This is a genomic window from Lysobacter yananisis (assembly GCF_031199375.1).
Lineage (GTDB): Bacteria > Pseudomonadota > Gammaproteobacteria > Xanthomonadales > Xanthomonadaceae > Lysobacter > Lysobacter yananisis.
On record NZ_CP133568.1, the window covers coordinates 2,924,111 to 2,942,108 of the forward strand.

General features: G+C 68.8%; 15 protein-coding genes. 8 read left to right on the top strand and 7 right to left on the bottom strand.

All coding sequences use genetic code 11. From position 1 onward, the window contains the following. Positions 1-2: 2 nt before the first annotated feature. From pilB to RDV84_RS12425, 6 genes are all read right to left on the bottom strand, one after another. A complete protein-coding gene (pilB, locus tag RDV84_RS12400; protein ID WP_078998159.1) occupies positions 3-1,730 on the bottom strand; it encodes a type IV-A pilus assembly ATPase PilB in 1,728 nt (575 codons plus the stop codon). Between the two features lie 77 nt (positions 1,731-1,807). Then, positions 1,808-3,514, bottom strand: coding sequence for a phosphoethanolamine transferase (locus RDV84_RS12405; RefSeq protein WP_309153567.1), 1,707 nt, complete (start codon positions 3,512-3,514; stop codon positions 1,808-1,810). Between the two features lie 58 nt (positions 3,515-3,572). After that, entirely contained in the window at positions 3,573-4,013 is a 441-nt protein-coding gene (locus RDV84_RS12410) for a pilin (RefSeq protein WP_078998157.1), read from the bottom strand. An 840-nt stretch (positions 4,014-4,853) separates the two neighbouring features. Then, entirely contained in the window at positions 4,854-5,309 is a 456-nt protein-coding gene (locus RDV84_RS12415) for a pilin (RefSeq protein ID WP_078998156.1), read from the bottom strand. A gap of 603 nt (positions 5,310-5,912) precedes the next feature. Then, positions 5,913-7,331 carry a sigma-54-dependent transcriptional regulator gene (locus RDV84_RS12420; protein ID WP_250449292.1) on the bottom strand — a complete coding sequence of 473 codons (1,419 nt, stop codon included), beginning with the start codon at positions 7,329-7,331 and terminating at the stop codon, positions 5,913-5,915. 98 nt (positions 7,332-7,429) lie between these two features. Beyond that, the gene (locus RDV84_RS12425) at positions 7,430-9,055 is read right to left on the bottom strand and encodes a sensor histidine kinase (RefSeq protein ID WP_057948793.1); all 1,626 of its coding nucleotides are present in this window, start codon (positions 9,053-9,055) and stop codon (positions 7,430-7,432) included. 356 nt (positions 9,056-9,411) lie between these two features. On the opposite strand from RDV84_RS12425, the gene sucC reads away from it, so the two are divergent. From sucC to RDV84_RS12450, 5 genes are all read left to right on the top strand, one after another. Beyond that, complete coding sequence (gene sucC, locus RDV84_RS12430) at positions 9,412-10,578, top strand: ADP-forming succinate--CoA ligase subunit beta (protein WP_057948792.1); 1,167 nt, start codon at positions 9,412-9,414, stop codon at positions 10,576-10,578. A gap of 167 nt (positions 10,579-10,745) precedes the next feature. After that, a complete protein-coding gene (gene sucD, locus RDV84_RS12435; RefSeq protein WP_057948791.1) occupies positions 10,746-11,621 on the top strand; it encodes a succinate--CoA ligase subunit alpha in 876 nt (291 codons plus the stop codon). 122 nt (positions 11,622-11,743) lie between these two features. Then, a complete protein-coding gene (locus tag RDV84_RS12440; protein WP_057948790.1) occupies positions 11,744-12,034 on the top strand; it encodes a hypothetical protein in 291 nt (96 codons plus the stop codon). After that, entirely contained in the window at positions 12,031-12,327 is a 297-nt protein-coding gene (locus RDV84_RS12445) for a type II toxin-antitoxin system RelE/ParE family toxin (protein WP_078998153.1), read from the top strand. Before RDV84_RS12440 ends, RDV84_RS12445 begins: the two co-directional genes overlap by 4 nt. Positions 12,328-12,407: 80 nt before the next feature. Next, the gene (locus RDV84_RS12450) at positions 12,408-14,045 is read left to right on the top strand and encodes an NAD+ synthase (RefSeq protein ID WP_057948788.1); all 1,638 of its coding nucleotides are present in this window, start codon (positions 12,408-12,410) and stop codon (positions 14,043-14,045) included. A gap of 330 nt (positions 14,046-14,375) precedes the next feature. On the opposite strand, the gene RDV84_RS12455 is transcribed toward RDV84_RS12450, so the two are convergent. Continuing rightward, positions 14,376-15,293, bottom strand: coding sequence for an outer membrane protein assembly factor BamD (locus tag RDV84_RS12455; RefSeq protein ID WP_057948787.1), 918 nt, complete (start codon positions 15,291-15,293; stop codon positions 14,376-14,378). Positions 15,294-15,398: 105 nt separating this feature from the next. On the opposite strand from RDV84_RS12455, the gene rluD reads away from it, so the two are divergent. From rluD to RDV84_RS12470, 3 genes are read left to right on the top strand one after another with little or no spacing between them, the layout of a single operon-like run. Then, positions 15,399-16,373, top strand: a complete 975-nt coding sequence (rluD, locus tag RDV84_RS12460) for a 23S rRNA pseudouridine(1911/1915/1917) synthase RluD (protein ID WP_057948786.1) — start codon at positions 15,399-15,401, stop codon at positions 16,371-16,373. After that, positions 16,370-17,161, top strand: coding sequence for a peptidoglycan editing factor PgeF (gene pgeF, locus RDV84_RS12465; protein ID WP_057948785.1), 792 nt, complete (start codon positions 16,370-16,372; stop codon positions 17,159-17,161). The genes rluD and pgeF overlap by 4 nt, the downstream gene beginning before the upstream one ends. Continuing rightward, positions 17,158-17,991: a PA3715 family protein gene (locus tag RDV84_RS12470; protein ID WP_309153568.1), complete on the top strand. Its 834-nt coding sequence runs from the start codon at positions 17,158-17,160 to the stop codon at positions 17,989-17,991. Before pgeF ends, RDV84_RS12470 begins: the two co-directional genes overlap by 4 nt. The last annotated feature ends 7 nt before the right edge of the window (positions 17,992-17,998 follow it).

The window sequence follows — 17,998 nt, forward strand, 5'->3', positions numbered from 1 at the left end:
GGTTAGTCCTTGGTTACGCGGTTGATTTCGGCCAGGCTGGTGACGCCGTTGAGCACCTTGACCAGCGCCGAACGGCGCAGGTCGCGCACGCCCGACCTCGTGGCGGCGGCGGCGATCTGCATCGCGTTGCCGCCTTCGAGCACGATCGCCTGGATTTCGTCGGTCATCGGCATGACCTGGTAGATGCCGGTACGTCCCTTGTAGCCTTCGGTGCAGTCGGGGCAGCCGACCGGTTCGAACAGGGTGATGCCGGCGGCGACTTCCTCGTGGGTGAAGCCTTCGGCCAGCAGCGCATGTTCCGGCAGATGCACTTCGCGCTTGCAGTCGTGCAGGCGCCGGGCCAGTCGCTGGGCGATCACCAGGGTCACCGAGGAGGTGATGTTGTACGGCGCCACGCCCATGTTCATGAGACGCGCGATGGTCTGCGGGGCGTCGTTGGTGTGCAGGGTGGACAGCACCATGTGGCCGGTCTGCGCGGCCTTGATCGCGATTTCGGCGGTCTCGAGGTCGCGGATTTCGCCGACCATGATCACGTCCGGGTCCTGGCGCAGGAAGCTGCGCAGCGCGGCGGCGAAGGTCATGCCGCGCTTGACGTTCATCTGCACCTGGTTGATGCCCGGCACGCGGATTTCGACCGGGTCCTCGACCGTTGAGATGTTGCGCTGCTCGTCGTTGAGGATGTTGAGCGCGGTGTACAGCGACACCGTCTTGCCCGAGCCGGTCGGGCCGGTCACCAGGACCATGCCGTAGGGCTTGACCACCGCGCCGACGAACAACTCCTTCTGGTCGTCCTCGTAGCCGAGCTTCTCGATGCCCAGGCGGGCGGCGGAGCCGTCGAGGATACGCAGCACGATCTTCTCGCCGAACAGGGTCGGCAAGGTGCTCATGCGGAAGTCGATCTGCTTGGTCTTGGACAGGTTGAGCTTGATGCGGCCGTCCTGCGGCACGCGCTTCTCGGCGATGTCCAACTGCGCCATGACCTTCAGGCGCGCGGCGATGCGCGAGTGCAGCTTGTTGGGCACCTTGGCGACCTGCTTGAGCAGGCCGTCGATGCGCAGGCGCACGCGGTAGTCGGTTTCGTAAGGCTCGAAATGGATGTCGGACGCGCCGCGGCGGATCGCGTCGACCAGGACCTTGTTGACGAACTTGACGACGGGAGTGTCGTCGCCCTTGGCGTCGATGCCGCTGTCGCCCTTGGTCGACAGGTCGTCGTCCTTGCCGATTTCCAGCGTTTCCAGGCCTTCGCCGTCGCCGACCGTGTCGCCGAGCGAGTCGGAGGTCTCCAGCCAGCGATCGAGCGTGCGCCGGATCAGGTCCTCGTCGACCAGGATCGCCTCGACCGCGGCGTTGGTCTGGAACTTGATCTCGTCCAGCGCGGAGGTGTTGGTCGGATCGGACAGGCCGATGAAGATCTTGTTGCCGCGTTTGAACAACGGCAGGGCGTTGTGCTTGCGGATCAGGTCTTCGCCGATCATGCGCACGGCCGCCTGGCCCGGATCCATCGCGCTGGGATCGAACAACGGCACGCCGAACTCGACCGAGTGGGCGGCCGCGAGCTGGTTCGGCGTGACCAGCCGGTGTTCGGTGAGATAGGCGGCGATCGGCTTGCGCTCGCTGGTCGCCGCGGCCAAGGCTTCGCGGGCCCGCGCGTCATCCAGGGCGCCGTCCAGCACCAAGCGCCGGGCGATGCCGGTGATGCCGACCAGGTTGGCTGTCGTTGCCACGGACATGGTGCTGATTCCCCTTCTATCCCCTGCAAACTCTACCGCAAACCCTCCCCAAGGGTTCCGGCATCATCCAGTATCGCCTAGGGCGCCTGCGGCGTGGGGCATTTCCAGCCCGAATCGTCGAACACGGTCACAACTTCCTCGGCCTTGCGCAGGTTTTCGGCGGCGAGGCTGTTGTTCTGGCGCCGACCCGGCACGGCGAGCCCGCCCAGGTCGGTCAAGGTTTCGAACAGCATCGCGGTGGACACCAGGCGCTCGCGGTAGCCGCGCAGGTTCTGCAGGTGCTGCGGATGCCCGGCCGCGTAAAGCGGCGACGCCCAGAACAGCGAGGCCACCGAATGGCTCTGCCGGCTCGACTGCCCGTGCCCGCTGTATTGGCGGCAATCGTCGAACAGGGCCTCGCCGTGGTCGGAAGAGTAGAACAGCCACGACTCGACGTCCGGATGACGTTCGAGCGACTGGATCGCCTGGTTCAAGAAGTGGTCGGTGAACGCGATGGAATTGTCGTAGGCGTTGGACAGCACTTCGCGATCGCCGGGGTCGAACAGGCGCGCGGGGCGGTCGCGCGGGCGGTCGGGCAAGTAGCGGGCGAACTCGGCCGGGTAGCGGTTGGAATACTGGAAATGGCTGCCGAGGGTGTGGATGACCACGAAGCGGTCCCTGTCTTGCGGGGCGCGCAGGATCTTTTCCAGTTCCGGGATCGCGGCGGTGTCGGGCTTGCCGTGGCTGGTGTAGTCGACCGGATTGAGAAACAGGACCCGGTCCGCCTCGTAGGCATGGATCGAGATCGGCGATTCGAAGAAGCCGACCGGCGCCTGCAGCGAGATCCAGGTGGTATGGAAGCCGGCTTCCTTGAAGGCGGTGACGATCGACGCCTCGTCGAACACGGCGGAGGTGTTGCTCGGCGGCTTTCTGCTGACGATGGTGGGGACCGCCTGGCGGCTGTAGCTCCACGGCGACAGCATGTGTCGGAAGGCGATCAGGTCGTGGCGCGCGCCCAGCCGCGGGGTCGTGTCGCGCGCATAGCCATTGAGGCCCCAGCGGTCGGCGCGCGAGGTTTCGCCGATCACCAGCACGAACACCCGCGGATGGTCCGATTTCGCGCCGGTCGCGCCGAAGCGGAAGCGTTGATTGCGTTCGTAGGCGACCTTCAGGGCATGCCTTTCGCGGAAGTAGTCGGTCACCACGAAGGGCAGTCCCGCGGGGAAGGCGCCGCGCAGGGCTAATCCTTGGCCGTAGATCTGCGCAGGAAAGATGGCGTCGTCGCCCTCGGCGTCCGCCGCCGGGGTGCTGACGAAGGCCAGGGCGGTCAGCGCGGCCGAGCCGGCGAGGCTGTAGGCGAGAATCCGCCCGCGTCGCCGTACCGGCATCGCCGGCGGCGCACCCGGCCATGCGGCCAACGTCAGCAGGGCGACCGCGGCCCAGCCTGCGATGAGGCCGGACGGCAAGGATCCGAGCAAGTCGCGCGCTTCGGCGGTATTGGTTTCGGCGATCAGCGACAGGCTGTTGGCGTTGATCGGCCAGCCGTAGTCGGTGATGAAGCGGATCTCCAGCAAGGCGATGGCGCTCGTTCCGGCCAGCAGCAGCAAGGCCGCGCGCGGGAAGCGCTCCAGCAAGGCGTACAGCACCAGCAGGCTGAGCGCGCTGGCGCCCATCACCGTGACGCGTTCGCCTGCGTTCAACGCGATGTTGGAGTACAGCAGCAAGGTGATCGCGGGGGCGAGGCAGGCCAGGAACAGCAGGCCCAGCGCGAAATCGCGCAGCCGCCCATAAAAAAGCCCCGCCATGCGGCGGGGCTTCGGGTCTTGCACCAACACTAAGCGCATCGATCAGACGATCGACGGATTAGGTGGCCTTCGGACGGCAGGAGGACGGCAGCTGCGAGACCTTGTCGCCGCCGGTGCCCTTGCAGGCCCAGTCGATCGCGGTCTTGTCGGTGTTGGCGGTCGGGGTCAGCGTGAACACGATCGGGGTGGTCGCGCCGGTGCCCTTGGTGGTCACGGTGATCACGCCGGCGTCGCCGATGGCGATGGTCTCGATGTACTTGGTGCTGTCCTTGGTGAAGGAGTACGAGACGTCGGCGGTCTTGATCTTGTCGACGCCCCCATTGTCGTTGGCGGCTTCGGCGACGGCCAGCTTGGCGGCGGCGGCGACGTTCAGGCCTTCGGTGGCCTTGGTGCGGACCTGGTAGTCCTGGTAGGCCGGCAGAGCGATGGCGATCAGGATGCCGAGGATCGCGATGACGATCATCAGTTCGATGAGGGTAAAGCCTTGCTGCTTCTTCATGGTGTATCCCCTAGGAGTGTGGTTGCTTTCACGTGCCAGAGCGCGTCAGCTTTCGGTCCATCGAAGGTGCCTGGCGATCTGTCCGTGCACGGAATGACTACGCACAACCCGTGCCAAGTAGGGCTTCCCGTGGCACCTGCTCCGAAACTGCTAGGGCAGTCACGCATCGGGTCGTCTCCAGGCCGGGCAAGGTGACGTTTTGGGTCAGTGCGAGGGTGGCCGGGGTGACGAAACGCGTCATGTTGATCGGCCTGGCAGTGAAAATGTGAAGGAAGTCGAAAAGCGCTGGTCGTTGCCAGGCATGCCGGCCGGGCTCGCGGCCGATGCGCGGCCTGGCTGCGTGACAGTAGGCGATGCCCGATGGATGGTGGCTGGCCGGTAACGAGCCAGTGGTATGGCGCGATCAAGTCAGCGGATGCAGGCCACGACGGGTCGGCAACGGACAGGTACGCCGGCCTGACCTGACTTGGCGAAGCAGGCGTGCAATGGCCGCAGCGGCGGCTTGGACGGAGGTTCGATGAGCTGCCGGGATGCATGTCAGCGCGGCGGATTCGGGCGCCGCGAAGCGGCTGGCTGCCGGCGCTTGATGCCGATCGACTATGGCCGGGAGCCGCCCTTGAGCTGGCGCGCGCGGCTCTGGCTTCGAGGACGGTGATTCGCCGGATGTGAGCCTATGGCGTCGCCTGTGGCCGGCGCCGGGCCTGGGACTATCTATCGCCGCTCCAACGTCTTCGGCATCGAAAGCAATGCCGGCAGAAAAAGAAATGCCGGCCCACAGGGCCGGCATTTCCTGGCAACTACCTTAAGGTCAAAGGCGCGCTGTTGCCAGCAGGCGAATGATTAGTTCGTGGGCGCAGCGGGGGTGTTCTTCCGGCACTCGCCCGGGACCTGCGACATCTTGGCGCCGCTCTTCACCGAGCAATCCCAATCGATGCGGCCGCTGTCTGCGGAGGGGGTCAGGGTGAAGGTAACCGAAGTACCGCCGGTACCGGTGGCGCCGCCCACCGTGACCGCCTCGATCTTGCCGGTGCCCGCTTCGATTCCCACGCTGTTGCAGTACTTGCTGGCGGTGAACTCGTAGCCGTGGTTGTCGGCCGTGATCGCGGCCAGGCCGCCGCGGTCCTGGGCGGTTTCCGAAACGGCCAGCTTGGCGGCCGCGGCGAGATTCAGGCACTCGGCATTCTTGGTGCGGATCGAGTAGTCCTGGTAAGCCGGCAGGGCGATGGCGATCAGGATGCCGAGGATCGCGATGACGATCATCAATTCGATCAGGGTGAAGCCGTGTTGCTTGTTCATATGTATCCCCTAAGTGGTGTCGGACGTTGCGGGCGCCGGCAGGTACAGCAACCGCGGGTATCCGGCGGTCGTGCGAGTTGCTGGTGCGTAGGGAGTTACGCAGGCTCCGTGCCAATTAGAAGTTGCGTGTAATTGCTGTGTAGAAATTGCACTTATATGGGCGCACTTCATACGTCTATTGCCGAAGCAACGAATGGGGACATGCGATGCGAAAGCGCCGCTGTGTTTCCGGGCGCGCGCGAAGTGAGGTATTTGTCGCCATAAGCGCGTACCGAAGGCACTCGCAAGCGAATGCCTCGGACGCCTGCTGCCGTGCGTCGGCTCGCTTGGCTGGTCGCGCGGCGCCCGCCCGCGCCCAGCCGTCGATGCTCCGTCGGCGACCTTCGAACCCGCGTCGGCCACGCGCAGGGTCGTGGCTGCGGTGCCCGGCCCGGCCGCTGCGGCCGATCCGCATCGTCCAGCTGCGTGGTGCCGAGGGTTTCGCGCTCAGGCGTGCCGGCTCTGCCGTTGGAACGCGCTAACGAAAAACGCCGGCCCTCGCGGGCCGGCGTCTTGTCGCTGCTTCAGTTCGATCCGGCCGTAATCGCCGGCGCACGCTGCGGCTCAGTCGATCCCGAGCTTCTTCAGCTTATAGCGCAGCGCCCGGAACGTAATGCCCAGCGCGGCCGCGGTGCGGGTCTTGTTGTAGCGGTTCTCCTGCAGCGCCTGTTGGATGGCGGCGCGTTCGATCTCTTCGATGTAGGACGGCAGGGCGCTGGTGGCGGTGTCGCGCGGGTTGAGCGTGCGCGGGTCGACCGCGCCCGGGGGCACGGGCTGGCCGGCGGGCGGCGGGGCGGCGCCGGGGGCGACGGCGCCCGGCGGGGCCTGGGTGGCCAGGCGCGGCAGGCGCAGGTCGCCGGCGCTGAGGACTTCGCCTTCGGCCAGGGCCAGCGCGCGTTCGAGGATGTTCTCCAGTTCGCGCACGTTGCCCGGGAAGTTGTAGGCGCGCAACGCCTCGAGCGCGTCGTCGCCCAGTCGCGGCACCGGCCGGCCCTGGTTGCCGGCCAGGCGGTGGAGGATCTTCGCGGCCAGGCCGGGCAGGTCGTCCAGGCGCTCGCGCAGCGGCGGCACGCGCAACTCGATGACGTTGATGCGGTAGTACAGGTCCTGGCGGAAGCGGCCTTCGGCGACCAGCGCGGCCAGGTCCTTGTGGGTGGCCGAGAGGATGCGCACGTCCACCGTGACCTCGGCTTGGGCGCCGACCGGGCGGATCGATTTTTCCTGGATCGCGCGCAGCAGCTTGACCTGCATCGCCAGCGGCAGCTCGGCGACTTCGTCGAGGAACAAGGTGCCGCCGTCGGCGGCCTGGAACAGGCCCGGCTTGTCGGCGTGGGCGCCGGTGAAGCTGCCCTTCTTGTGGCCGAAGAATTCGCTTTCCATCAGCTCGGCCGGGATCGCGCCGCAGTTGACCGGCACGAACGGGCCGTCGGCGCGGCCGCCCTCGGAGTGGATGGTGCGCGCGACCAGTTCCTTGCCCACGCCCGATTCGCCGGCGATGTACACCGGCGCCTGGCTGCGCGCGACCTTGCCGATGGTCTGGCGCAGCTTGATCATCGCCGGCGATTCGCCGTACAGGCGCGAGCCGACCGCCTCGCTGGCGCTGCGGCGGGTCTCGTGCAGCTCCAGCGCGTGGCGCACCAGGTCGCGCAGCACCGACAAGTCGACCGGCTTGGCGACGAAGTCGAACGCGCCGGCCTTGAGCGCTTCCACCGCGGCCTCGACGTTGCCGAAGGCGGTGATCATCGCCACCGGAGTGTTGGGATGCTTCTGGCTGATCTCGGCGACCAGGTCCATGCCCGAGCCGTCGGGCAGGCGCATGTCGGTCAGGCACAGATCGTAACGATTGCGCAGCAGCTGGCTGCGGGCCTCGTTGAGGCCCGACGCGGTATCGCAACGCAGGCCCATGCGGCCCAACGTCATGACGAGCAACTCGCGGATATCGCGTTCGTCGTCGACTACCAATGCACTACGGGTTTCAGCCATTACGCCCTCCACCGCCCACGATAACTTAACGAACCTGTCGCGGCCAAGACGCTGGTGGCACGTTTTCTGCTTGCCGTGCGCGCAGTCACACTGTTCGCTCAGGCCGGCGCGAGCGCGCTGGCGCCGGCCAGGCGGATGCGGAAACAGCCGCCGCCGCCGGGTACCGGCACGTAGTCGAGCGAGGCCTGGTTGGCGCGGCACAGCTCGCGCGCGATGTACAGGCCCAGGCCGGTGCCGTGCGCGGAGGTGGTGAAGAACGGCCGGAACAGGCGTTCGGCGACCGAGTCGGGAATGCCGGGTCCGCGGTCGAGCACGTCGATCGCCGGCAGCCCGACGTCGTCGAAGTACACGTGCACGCTGACCCGCGCCGGTTCGCCGGGTTGGCGGCCGTAGGTCAGCGCGTTGTGCACCAGCACGGTCAGCGCTTGGTGCAGCTGGCGCGGATCGACCAGCGCCGGCGCCTGCGCGTGCGCGCCGGTGGCGCGCAGGGTGTCCTGCTCGATCGGGTGGATGGCGCGGTACTCGTCGACGAACTGGCGCACGAAGCCCATCAGCTCGACGTGCTCGGGCTTGGCCGGCTCGCGCCGGGCCATGCCGAGCACGTTCTCGACGATGCCGTTCATGCGCGAGCCCTGCTGGCGGATGATCTCGAGCAGGCGCCGGTCGGACACGGCGATGTCGCGCGACTCCTCCAGCAGTTGCACCGCGTAGTTGATCGCCGCCAGCGGGTTGCGGATCTCGTGGGCGAGGCTGGCGGAAAAGCGGCCGAGCGCGGCCAGGGTGATCGATTCGGCGCGGCGCGAGACCAGCGAGGTGTCGTCGAGGAAGATCAGGGTCTGGTCGCTGCCGGCGAGCAGGCGGGTGAAGCGCGGCACCACTTCCGGCAAGTCCGGCGCCAGCCGCAGCGGGCTTTCGTCGGGGCGGCCCTCGACCCGCCAACGGCCGAGCCGGCGCGACAGTTCCGGCGAGGCGATCGCCAGCACCCGGTGGCCGTGCTGGCCGCCGTTGTGCTCGCCGTTGTCGCCGAGCAGCAGCATCGCCGCCTCGTTGGCCAGGCGCAGCCGGCCTTCGCCGTCGACCAGCAGCACCCCGGTGCGCATGCGGCGGATGATGAGTTCGTTGATCTCGGCGTAATTGGCGGCTTCGGCGCCGCGGCGCTCGGCCAGTTCCTGGCTCTCGCGCATCTGCCGGCCCAGGGTGCTGGTCAGCAGCGCGATCGACAGGTAGCCCAGGGCGAACATCACCGGCTCGGCGACGGTGCGGCCGAGCGCCTCGTTGCCCAGTTCGGTCCACAGCCATTCGCCGACCAGCCCCAGGCAGGCGGCGATCGCCGCGCCGATGCCGAAGCGGGTCGGCAGCAGCAGCGCGGCGGCGCCGACGTTGAACATCAGCATCAGGGCGATGCCGGTGCCGGCGCCGGGCAGGGCGTGGATCGAGAGGATGCCGAAGAACAGGTCGCAGGCGATGCCGGCGAAGACCTGGGCGCGCAGGTCGCCGCGGCGGCCGAACACGAACAGCAGGCTGGCGATGAACAGATAGGACAGCGACAGCGAGCGCGCGAACAGGTCGTGGCGCGGCGCGCCGATCAGGTTCTCGACCGGGCCGAACAGGAACAGCACCAGCAGCGCCGCCTCGAGCAGGCGGTAGAGGGTGAAGAAATACAGTTCGCGGCGCAGCGCGGAGTCGGCATCGGCCGGAGCGACGGGGGCGAGACCTGACGGCAAGCGGGTTTCCCTGCGCGGGCGGAGTATCGATCAGTATAGGGCGGCTGGCCGGCGCGGGCGGGATTGCCGCAGGGCGGTCTTGGGGGCGGGCGGGCGCAGGCCTTGCGTTTGCAGCGTGCCGGCCTTGCCGGATTTGGCCACACGCCCGCGTGGGTCCGCGGCGGCCCCGGCCGCGACCGCTGCCCAAGTCCCGTCCGGACCGGTCGCAGCCCGGGATGCGAGGCTCCGCCGGTCGGCCCGGCCGCCCCGGGTTTTGCTCGCCCCGCCGCGATCGGCGACAATGCGGCCCCCTCGCGCCCGCTCCGGCCCCCGGCCGTGCGTCCGCGCGGGACGTCTTTCACTCCCCTCGGTGACGCATGAATTTCCACGAATATCAGGCAAAGCAGCTGTTTGCCGACTACGGCATCGCAGTGCCGGCCGGGCGCGTTGCGCGCACTCCCGAAGAGGCCGTCGCGGCGGCCAAGGCCATCCCGGGCGACCTGTGGGTGGTCAAGGCCCAGATCCACGCGGGCGGCCGCGGCAAGGCCGGCGGCGTCAAGCTGGCCAAGAACTTCGACGAAGTGAAGCAGTACGCCCAGGCCATGCTGGGCACCAAGATGGAGACCTACCAGTCGGCCGGCGTCGCCCTGCCGATCGATACGGTGCTGATTTCCGAAGGCACCGACATCGCCAAGGAGCTGTACCTGTCGGTCCTGGTCGACCGCTCGACCAAGTCGGTCACCTTCATCGCCTCGGCCGAAGGCGGCGTGGAGATCGAGAAGGTCGCCGAGGAGACCCCGGAGGCGATCAAGACCATCCACGTCAACTACGTGCAGGGCCTGCAGGCCTACCAGTGCCGCGAGCTCGCGTTCGACCTGGGCCTCAACGCCAAGCAGGCCGGCCAGCTGACCAAGATCATGCTGGGCCTGTACAAGCTGTTCAACGAGAAGGACCTGGCGCTGGTCGAACTGAACCCGCTGGCGATCCTCACCAACGGCGACCTCGCCGTGCTCGACGGCAAGGTCAACAGCGACGACAACGCGACCTTCCGCCACAAGGATCTCGCCGACATGCGCGATATCCGCCAGGAAGACGAGACCGAGGTCAAGGCCAGCCAGCACGACCTCAACTACGTCACCATGGACGGCAACATCGGCTGCATGGTCAACGGCGCCGGTCTGGCCATGGCCACCATGGACGTGATCCAGCTGGAAGGCGGCTCGCCGGCCAACTTCCTCGACGTCGGCGGCGGCGCCACCAAGGAGCGCGTGACCGAGGCGTTCAAGCTGATCCTCAGCTCGGACAAGGTCAAGGCGATCTTCGTCAACATCTTCGGCGGCATCGTCCGCTGCGACATGATCGCCGAGGGCATCATCGCCGCGGTCAAGGAAGTCGACGTCAAGGTGCCGGTGATCGTGCGTCTGGAAGGCACCAATGTGGAAGCCGGCAAGGAACTGCTGAAGAACTCGGGTCTGGCCATCACCCCGGCCGACAACATCAACGATGGCGCGAAGAAGGCGGTTGCCGCCGTCGCCGGCGCCTAAGAACAGACGCAGCGGCCTGCCCCCGCGCCTAGCCCCTTGAGTCAAGGGGCGACCTCGACGCGAAGCGGCGAGGTGGGGATGTGGAGGCATGCGCCGCGGACGCCGACGCAGTCGGCGCCCGTTCTGTCCGAAGACGCCCAACAACACGTTTGCAGGGACTTACCAAAATGTCCGTTTTGATCAACAAGAACACCAAGGTGATCGTGCAGGGCTTCACCGGCTCGCAGGGCACCTTCCACGCCGAGCAGATGCTCGAGTACGGCACCAAGGTCGTCGGCGGCGTGACCCCGGGCAAGGGCGGCACCCAGCACCTGGGCCTGCCGGTCTTCAACACCGTGCGCGACGCCGTCGAAGAGACCGGCGCCGACGCCTCGGTCATCTACGTGCCGCCGCCGTTCGCGGCCGACGCGATCCTGGAAGCGGCCGACGCCGGCATCAAGGTCATCGTGTGCATCACCGAGGGCATCCCGGTGCTCGACATGCTGCGGGTCAAGAACACCCTCAACGGCTACGACGACGTCGTGCTGGTCGGTCCGAACTGCCCCGGCGTCATCACCCCGGGCGAGTGCAAGATCGGCATCATGCCGGGCCACATCCACAAGCCGGGCGTGATCGGCATCGTCTCGCGCTCGGGCACGCTGACCTATGAAGCGGTCAAGCAGACCACCGACGTGGGCCTGGGCCAGTCGACCTGCATCGGCATCGGCGGCGACCCGATCAACGGCACCAACTTCATCGACGCGCTGAAGTGGTTCCAGGACGACCCGCAGACCGAAGGCATCATCATGGTCGGCGAGATCGGCGGTTCGGCCGAGGAAGAAGCGGCCGAGTTCATCGCCCAGTACGTGACCAAGCCGGTGGTCGGCTTCATCGCCGGCGCCTCGGCGCCGAAGGGCAAGCGCATGGGCCACGCCGGCGCGATCGCCTCGGGCGGTTCGGGCACGGCCGAAGGCAAGTTCGCGGCGATGGAAAAGGCCGGCGTCACCACGGTCAAGTCGCCGGGCGACCTGGGCGCGGCGATCGCCAAGCGTCTGGGCAAGTAAGTTCGGCGTCCGGGCCGGAGGTTTCGGCCCGAAGCCGGGAAAAAGCCGCCTTCGGGCGGCTTTTTCGTTATGTGTCACAGAAGTGCTACAGTGGCGTCCGGCCCGCCTGGCGGAGACGCCCGATGTCCACCACCACGATCCGCCTCAGCGACGAGCTGAAGTCGCGCATCGCCGACGCCGCCGAACGCGCCGGCACCACGCCGCACGGCTTCATCCTCGGCGCGCTGGAGGAGAAGGTCGGCGAGGCCGAGCGCCGCGCGCAATTCCTGGACGAGGCGCAGGAGCGCTGGCGCAGTTTCGTCGCCGACGGACAGGCCCTGGAGTGGGGCGACATGCGCGACTATCTCGGTCGCCGCGCGCGCGGCGAGAACGCGTCGCCGCCAGCGAAGAAGCCCTTCGGGCGCAAGCCGTGACCCGAATCGTCCTGGCGCCCGCCGTGGCCGAGGACTTCGCCCGGATTCTCGATCATCTAGACCGCCACGATGCGGCAAGGCGCGAGCAGCGCATCGACGGCATCCTGCGAGCGATCGACGTACTGAGCGACAATCCGCTGATCGGCCGGCCGGCCGAAGCGGAACTGGGCGAACTGGTCATCGGCCGCGACGTCAGCGGCTATGTGGCGCTGTACCGCTACCTGAGCGAATTCGATACTGTCCTGATCCTGGCGATCCGGGCCCAGCGCGAAGCCGGTTACGCGCCGCCCTGAGCGCAGCGAGTTTCCGATCCGGCGCGGACCACACGGTTCGCGCCGGCTTTCCACTCCCATTTGTGAACGCCGAGTCCCGCATGTCCGCACCCCTGCGCATCGCCCTGGCCCAGTTCGATTTCCCCGTCGGCGCGGTCGACGGCAACGCCGAGCGCATCGCCGCGCTGATCGCGCAGGCGCGCGACGAGCACGGTGCCGACGTGGTGCTGTTCCCGGAGTTGGCGATCAGCGGCTACCCGCCCGAAGACCTGCTGCTGCGCCCCAGCTTCCTCGCCGATTGCCAGGCCGCGCTGGAGCGGGTGGCCGCGGCGACGCACGGCATCGTCGCCGTGGTCGGCTGGCCGCAGGCGGCCGGGGCGGTGGTCTACAACGCGGCCAGCGTGCTGCGCGGCGGCCGCATCGAGGCGACCTATCGCAAGCGCGAACTGCCCAACTATGCGGTGTTCGACGAGCGCCGCTACTTCGACGTCGACCCCGACGGCGAAGCGGTCGTGTTCGACGTCAAGGGCGTGCAGGTCGGCGTGGTGATCTGCGAGGACCTGTGGTTCGCCGAACCGCTGGCGGCGACGGCGAAGGCCGGCGCGAGCCTGGTGCTGGTGCCCAACGCCTCGCCGTTCGAGCGCGATAAGCACGCCCAGCGCGACGCGCTGCTGGACCTGCGCGCGCGCGAGACCGGCGTGGCCCTGGCCTATCTCAACGTGGTCGGCGGCCAGGACGCGCTGGTGTTCGACGGCGCCTCCGTGCTGGCCGACGGCGACGGCAACGTGCATGCGGCCGCGGCGGCGTTCGAGGACCACTGGCTGGTCGCCGACTACGACGACGCGAGCCGGCGCTTCGTGCCGGTGTCGTGGCCGGTCGAGCACGAGGAAAGCCGCGACGCGCTGGCCTGGCGCGCCGTGGTGCGCGGCACCCGCGACTACTGCCGCAAGAACGGTTTCGAGAAAGTCTGGCTGGGCCTGTCGGGCGGCATCGATTCCTCGCTGGTGATGGCGATCGCGGTCGATGCGCTCGGCGCTGAAAACGTCGTCGCGGTGCGCATGCCCTCGCGCTACACCGCCGACTTGTCCAACGACCTGGCCGCCGAGCAGTGCGCGAGCCAGGGCGTGCGGCTGCTGGCGCTGCCGATCGAGGCGCCGTTCCAGGGCTTCCTCGACACCCTGGCCGAGGCCTTCGCCGGCAAGCCGGTGGACGTGACCGAGGAGAACCTGCAGTCGCGCACCCGCGGCGCGCTGATGATGGCGATGAGCAACAAGTTCGGCGGCCTGCTGCTGACCACCGGCAACAAGAGCGAATACGCGGTCGGCTACGCCACCATCTACGGCGACATGTGCGGCGGCTACGCGCCGATCAAGGACCTGTACAAGACCGAGGTGTTCGCGCTGGCGCGCTGGCGCAACGCGGTCGCCGGCTCGCCGGTGATCCCGTGGGCGGTGATCGACCGGCCGCCGTCGGCGGAACTGCGCGAGAACCAGAAGGACCAGGATTCGCTGCCGCCGTACGACGTGCTCGACGCGATCCTGCTGCGCTACGTCGACCAGGAGCAGTCGCGCGAGGAGATCGTCGCCGCCGGGTTCGATCCCGCGACCGTCGACCGGGTGCTGCGGCTGGTGCGGATCAGCGAATGGAAGCGGCACCAGGCCGCGCCGGGGCCGAAGGTGTCGCGGCGCGCGTTCGGGCGCGAGCGGCGCTATCCCATCACCAATCGCTATTCCGGCTGACGTCGCTGCCGGGTTTCCCCCTGTAGGAGCGGCGCGAGCCGCGACCGCGACAACGCAACCGCGACGAAACCGGCGACGCGCAGCGTCGCCACGGGCGCGCGCCGAGGGCGGAACAGTATCCGGCCGGCGGTTGAGGTCGGGCTGCGGCTCGCCTGCACGGCCGAGCGCTCGCGATCGATCGATGCACGGCGCGGCCACTGCACCGCATGTTCGCTGTTGCGTCGTGGTTGCGTTGTCGCGGTCGCGGCTCGCGCCGCTTCTACAAGGGGGCTGCGGAAACGAAAAACGCCGCCCGGAGGCGGCGTTTTCGTTGCGGCGAAGGCGGGAGGCTTACTCGCCCTTGCCCGCCTGCTCGGCGCGCTTGGCTTCGAGCTTGTCGCGGTTGTCCACCGCCGAGCGCTCGCCCGCGAACGGGTTGAGCTTGCGCAGGTTGCTCGGGTAGTCCGGCCAGTCGCCGGTCAGCGCCGGGTGGCCGGCGTCGTTCTGCTGCAGCACGCGCTTGGCGTCGGCGGCCAGGGTCGGGTTGGCCAGACCTTCGTAGGACTTCATCAGCACCGCCACCGCGTCGTTCTGGTAGCCGCTCTGCGGGTAGGTCTCGAGCAGGTACTTGGCGCGGTCGGCGGCGGCCACGTAGGCGGTGCGGCGCAGGTAGTACAGCGAGACGTCGAGCTCGTGGCGGGCGAAGGTGTCGCGCAGCACGATCATGCGCTTGCGCGCGTCCTGCGCGTAGCGGCTGTTCGGGTAGCGCTCGACCACGATCTGGAAGTCGTTGTAGGCCTGCATCGGCGTGGCCAGGTCGCGGCGGCTCACGTCCAGGCGCCAGACCTTCTGCAGGAACACGGTGTCGCGGCTGGAATTGACCAGGCCGCGCAGGTAGTACAGGTAGGCGATGTTGCGGTGGGTCGGGTAGGTGCGGATGAAGCGGTCGATGCTGCTGATCGCGTCGTCGTGCTTGCCCGACTTGTACTGGGCGTAGGCGGTCTCGATCAGGGCCTGCTCGGTGTAGGGGCCGTACGGGTACTGGGCGACCAGGCGCTTGAAGCTGAGCTCGGCCGAGGCCCAGTTGCCGTTGGTCATCGACTTGTGGGCCTTCTCGTAGATGGCCTCGACCGGCTGGCCCTCGTCGGCGTCCTTGTTCTTCTTGAACATCTTGCCGACCCGCGAGCAGCCAGTGCCGGCCACGGCGACGATCAGCAGCAGGGACACCAGGCGCACGACGGCGCGGGACGGGGTGGAACGTTCGGTCATGGCAGGCATCGACAGGCGCCGGAGGCACGAAGAGCCGATAATAGCAGTCCGCGGGTCCGAGCCCTTAACCGGACCCGTCTTCCCTCACTCACCCCCGAAGCCGCGATGACCGACTCCCGCCAGACCCTGACCGCGACCGTGCCCGACGCCGCCGCCGGCCGCCGCTTCGACGCGGTCCTGGCCGAACTGTTCCCCGATTACTCGCGTTCGCGCCTGGCCGCCTGGATCAAGTCCGGCGACGCCCGCCTGAACGGCCGCGAGGCGCGTCCGCGCGACCCGGTCCAGGGCGGCGAGGCGGTCGAATTGAACGTGGTCCTGGACACCCAGACCCACGCCGTGGCCGAGGACATCGCCCTGGACGTGCTGTACGAGGACGCCGAGGTGATCGTGCTCGACAAGCCGGCCGGGCTGGTCGTCCACCCCGGCGCCGGCAATCCCGCCGGCACCCTGGTCAACGCCCTGCTGCACCGCGACCCGTCGCTGGCCGCGCTGCCGCGCGCCGGCATCGTCCACCGCCTCGACAAGGACACCTCCGGGGTCATGGTGGTCGCGCGGACCCTGCCGGCGCACACCTCGCTGGTCGATCAATTGTCCGCGCGCGAGGTCCACCGCCAGTACCTGGCCGTGGTGGTCGGCGCGCTGGTCTCCGGCGGCACCGCCAACGCCGCGATCGACCGCCACCCGCGCGACCGCCTGCGCATGGCGGTGCGCGAGGACGGCCGCGAGGCGGTCACCCACTTCCGCCTGCGCGAGCGTTTCCGCGCCCACACCCTGCTGGAATGCCGCCTGGAAACCGGGCGTACCCATCAGATCCGCGTGCACATGCAGCACCTCAAGCACCCCATCGTCGGCGATCCGCTGTACGGCGGCCCGCTCAAGCTGCCCAAGGGCGCCAGCGATTCGCTGGTCGAGACCCTGCGCGGCTTCAAGCGCCAGGCGCTGCATGCCGAGACTCTGGAGTTCGTCCATCCGATCAGCGGCGAACCGGTGCGCTGCACCGCGCCGGTGCCGGCCGACATGCTGCAGCTGGTCGCCGAACTGCGCGAGGATTCGCGCGCCGCGGCCGAGGCCGGGCGGTGACCGAGCCCACGGCGAATCCTTGGATCGACGCCGACTGGCCGGCGCCGCCGGGCGTGCGCGGCTTCGCCACGGTGCGCCGCGGCCTGGGCGTGTCGCAGGCGCCGTTCGACGCGTTCAACCTCGGCACGCTCTACGGCGAGCAGCGCGACGATCCGGCCGCGGTGCGGCGCAACCGCGAACTGCTTGCGCAGGCCGCCGGCCTGCCGTCGGCGCCGCGCTGGCTGCATCAGGTGCACGGCGCCGGGGTGGTCCGCTTCGACGGCGAATCCGCCGCGGGCGAAGCCGGCGGCGGCGAACCCGAGGCCGACGCCGCGGTGACCTCGACGCCCGGCACGGTGCTGGCGATCCTCACCGCCGACTGCCTGCCGGTGCTGTTCGCCGCGGACGACGGCAGCGAAGTCGGCGCTGCCCACGCCGGTTGGCGCGGGCTCGCCGACGGCGTGCTCGAAGCCACGGTCGCGGCGATGCGCAGCGAGCCCGCGCGCCTGCGCGCCTGGCTCGGCCCGGCCGCCGGGCCGCAGCGCTACGAGATCGGCGCGGAGGTGCGCGACGCGTTCCTCGCCGTCGATGCCGCGGCCGACGCCGCGTTCGCCGCGACCCGGCCCGGCCACTGGCGGGTCGACCTGTACGCGCTGGCGCGGCAACGGCTGGCGCGCGCCGGCCTGCGCGCCGACCATATCCGCGGCGGCGGCTTGTGCACGATTTCCGAACCCGACCGCTTTTTCTCCCACCGCCGCGACCGCCGCACCGGCCGCATGGCGACTCTTGTCTGGATGCAAACACGATGACCCAGCCTCTGGCCCAACGGACGGTCCTGTTGCTTTCGCTGTCCCTCGCCGCTGCGTTCGGCGTCGCGCCCTTCGGCGCGCGCGCCGACGACGGTTGCGGCGGGCGTTCCTACGACTTGCTGCTGGCCGCCTATCCCGGTGCGGACAGCGTGACCGGCGACGAGGGCGAATTCCTGCGCACCGCGGGTTCGCCCAAGCGTTGGATCAAGCTCGACGACGTCGCCTGCAAGGTCTGGCCGGCCGCGCCCGGCAAGACCCTGCTGGCGGTGCGCCTGCGCCACGACGAGGCCAGCGGCGACGTCGACACCGCCGATCTGGAGGTGCTGGTGGCCGACTCGGCCAAGCCGCGCATCCTGCAGCGCTACCGCGAGCGCGAGCCGCTGGTCTCCGACGCGATGCGGATCTCCTCGGTGACCTTGGACACCGCGCGCTATCGCCTCAACGAGGCCACCACCGCGTTCGGCGTGCGCGTGACCTACAGCGGCTCGTCGCGGGTCAATCCGTACGAAAACACGGTGCTGAGCCTGTACGCTGCCGACGGCGACGCGCTGCGGCCGGTGCTGAGCAACCTGGAGGTGTCGCTGGATCGCGGCGAATGGGACGGCAACTGCACCGGCGAGTTCGAGAGCGTGCAGCGCACCGTCGCCATCGACGCCAAGCGCGACCACGGCTATGCCGGCTTGCGGATCGACACGGTGTCGCAGGCGCGCCGCAACGCGTCCCAGAACGACGACTGCGAAGACATCTCCGCGCCCAAGCGCAAGAGCAGCCAGCGCCTGGGATTCGACGGGCGCGGGTACGCGGTTCCCCGCGAACTGCGCGGGCTGTAGTGGGCGC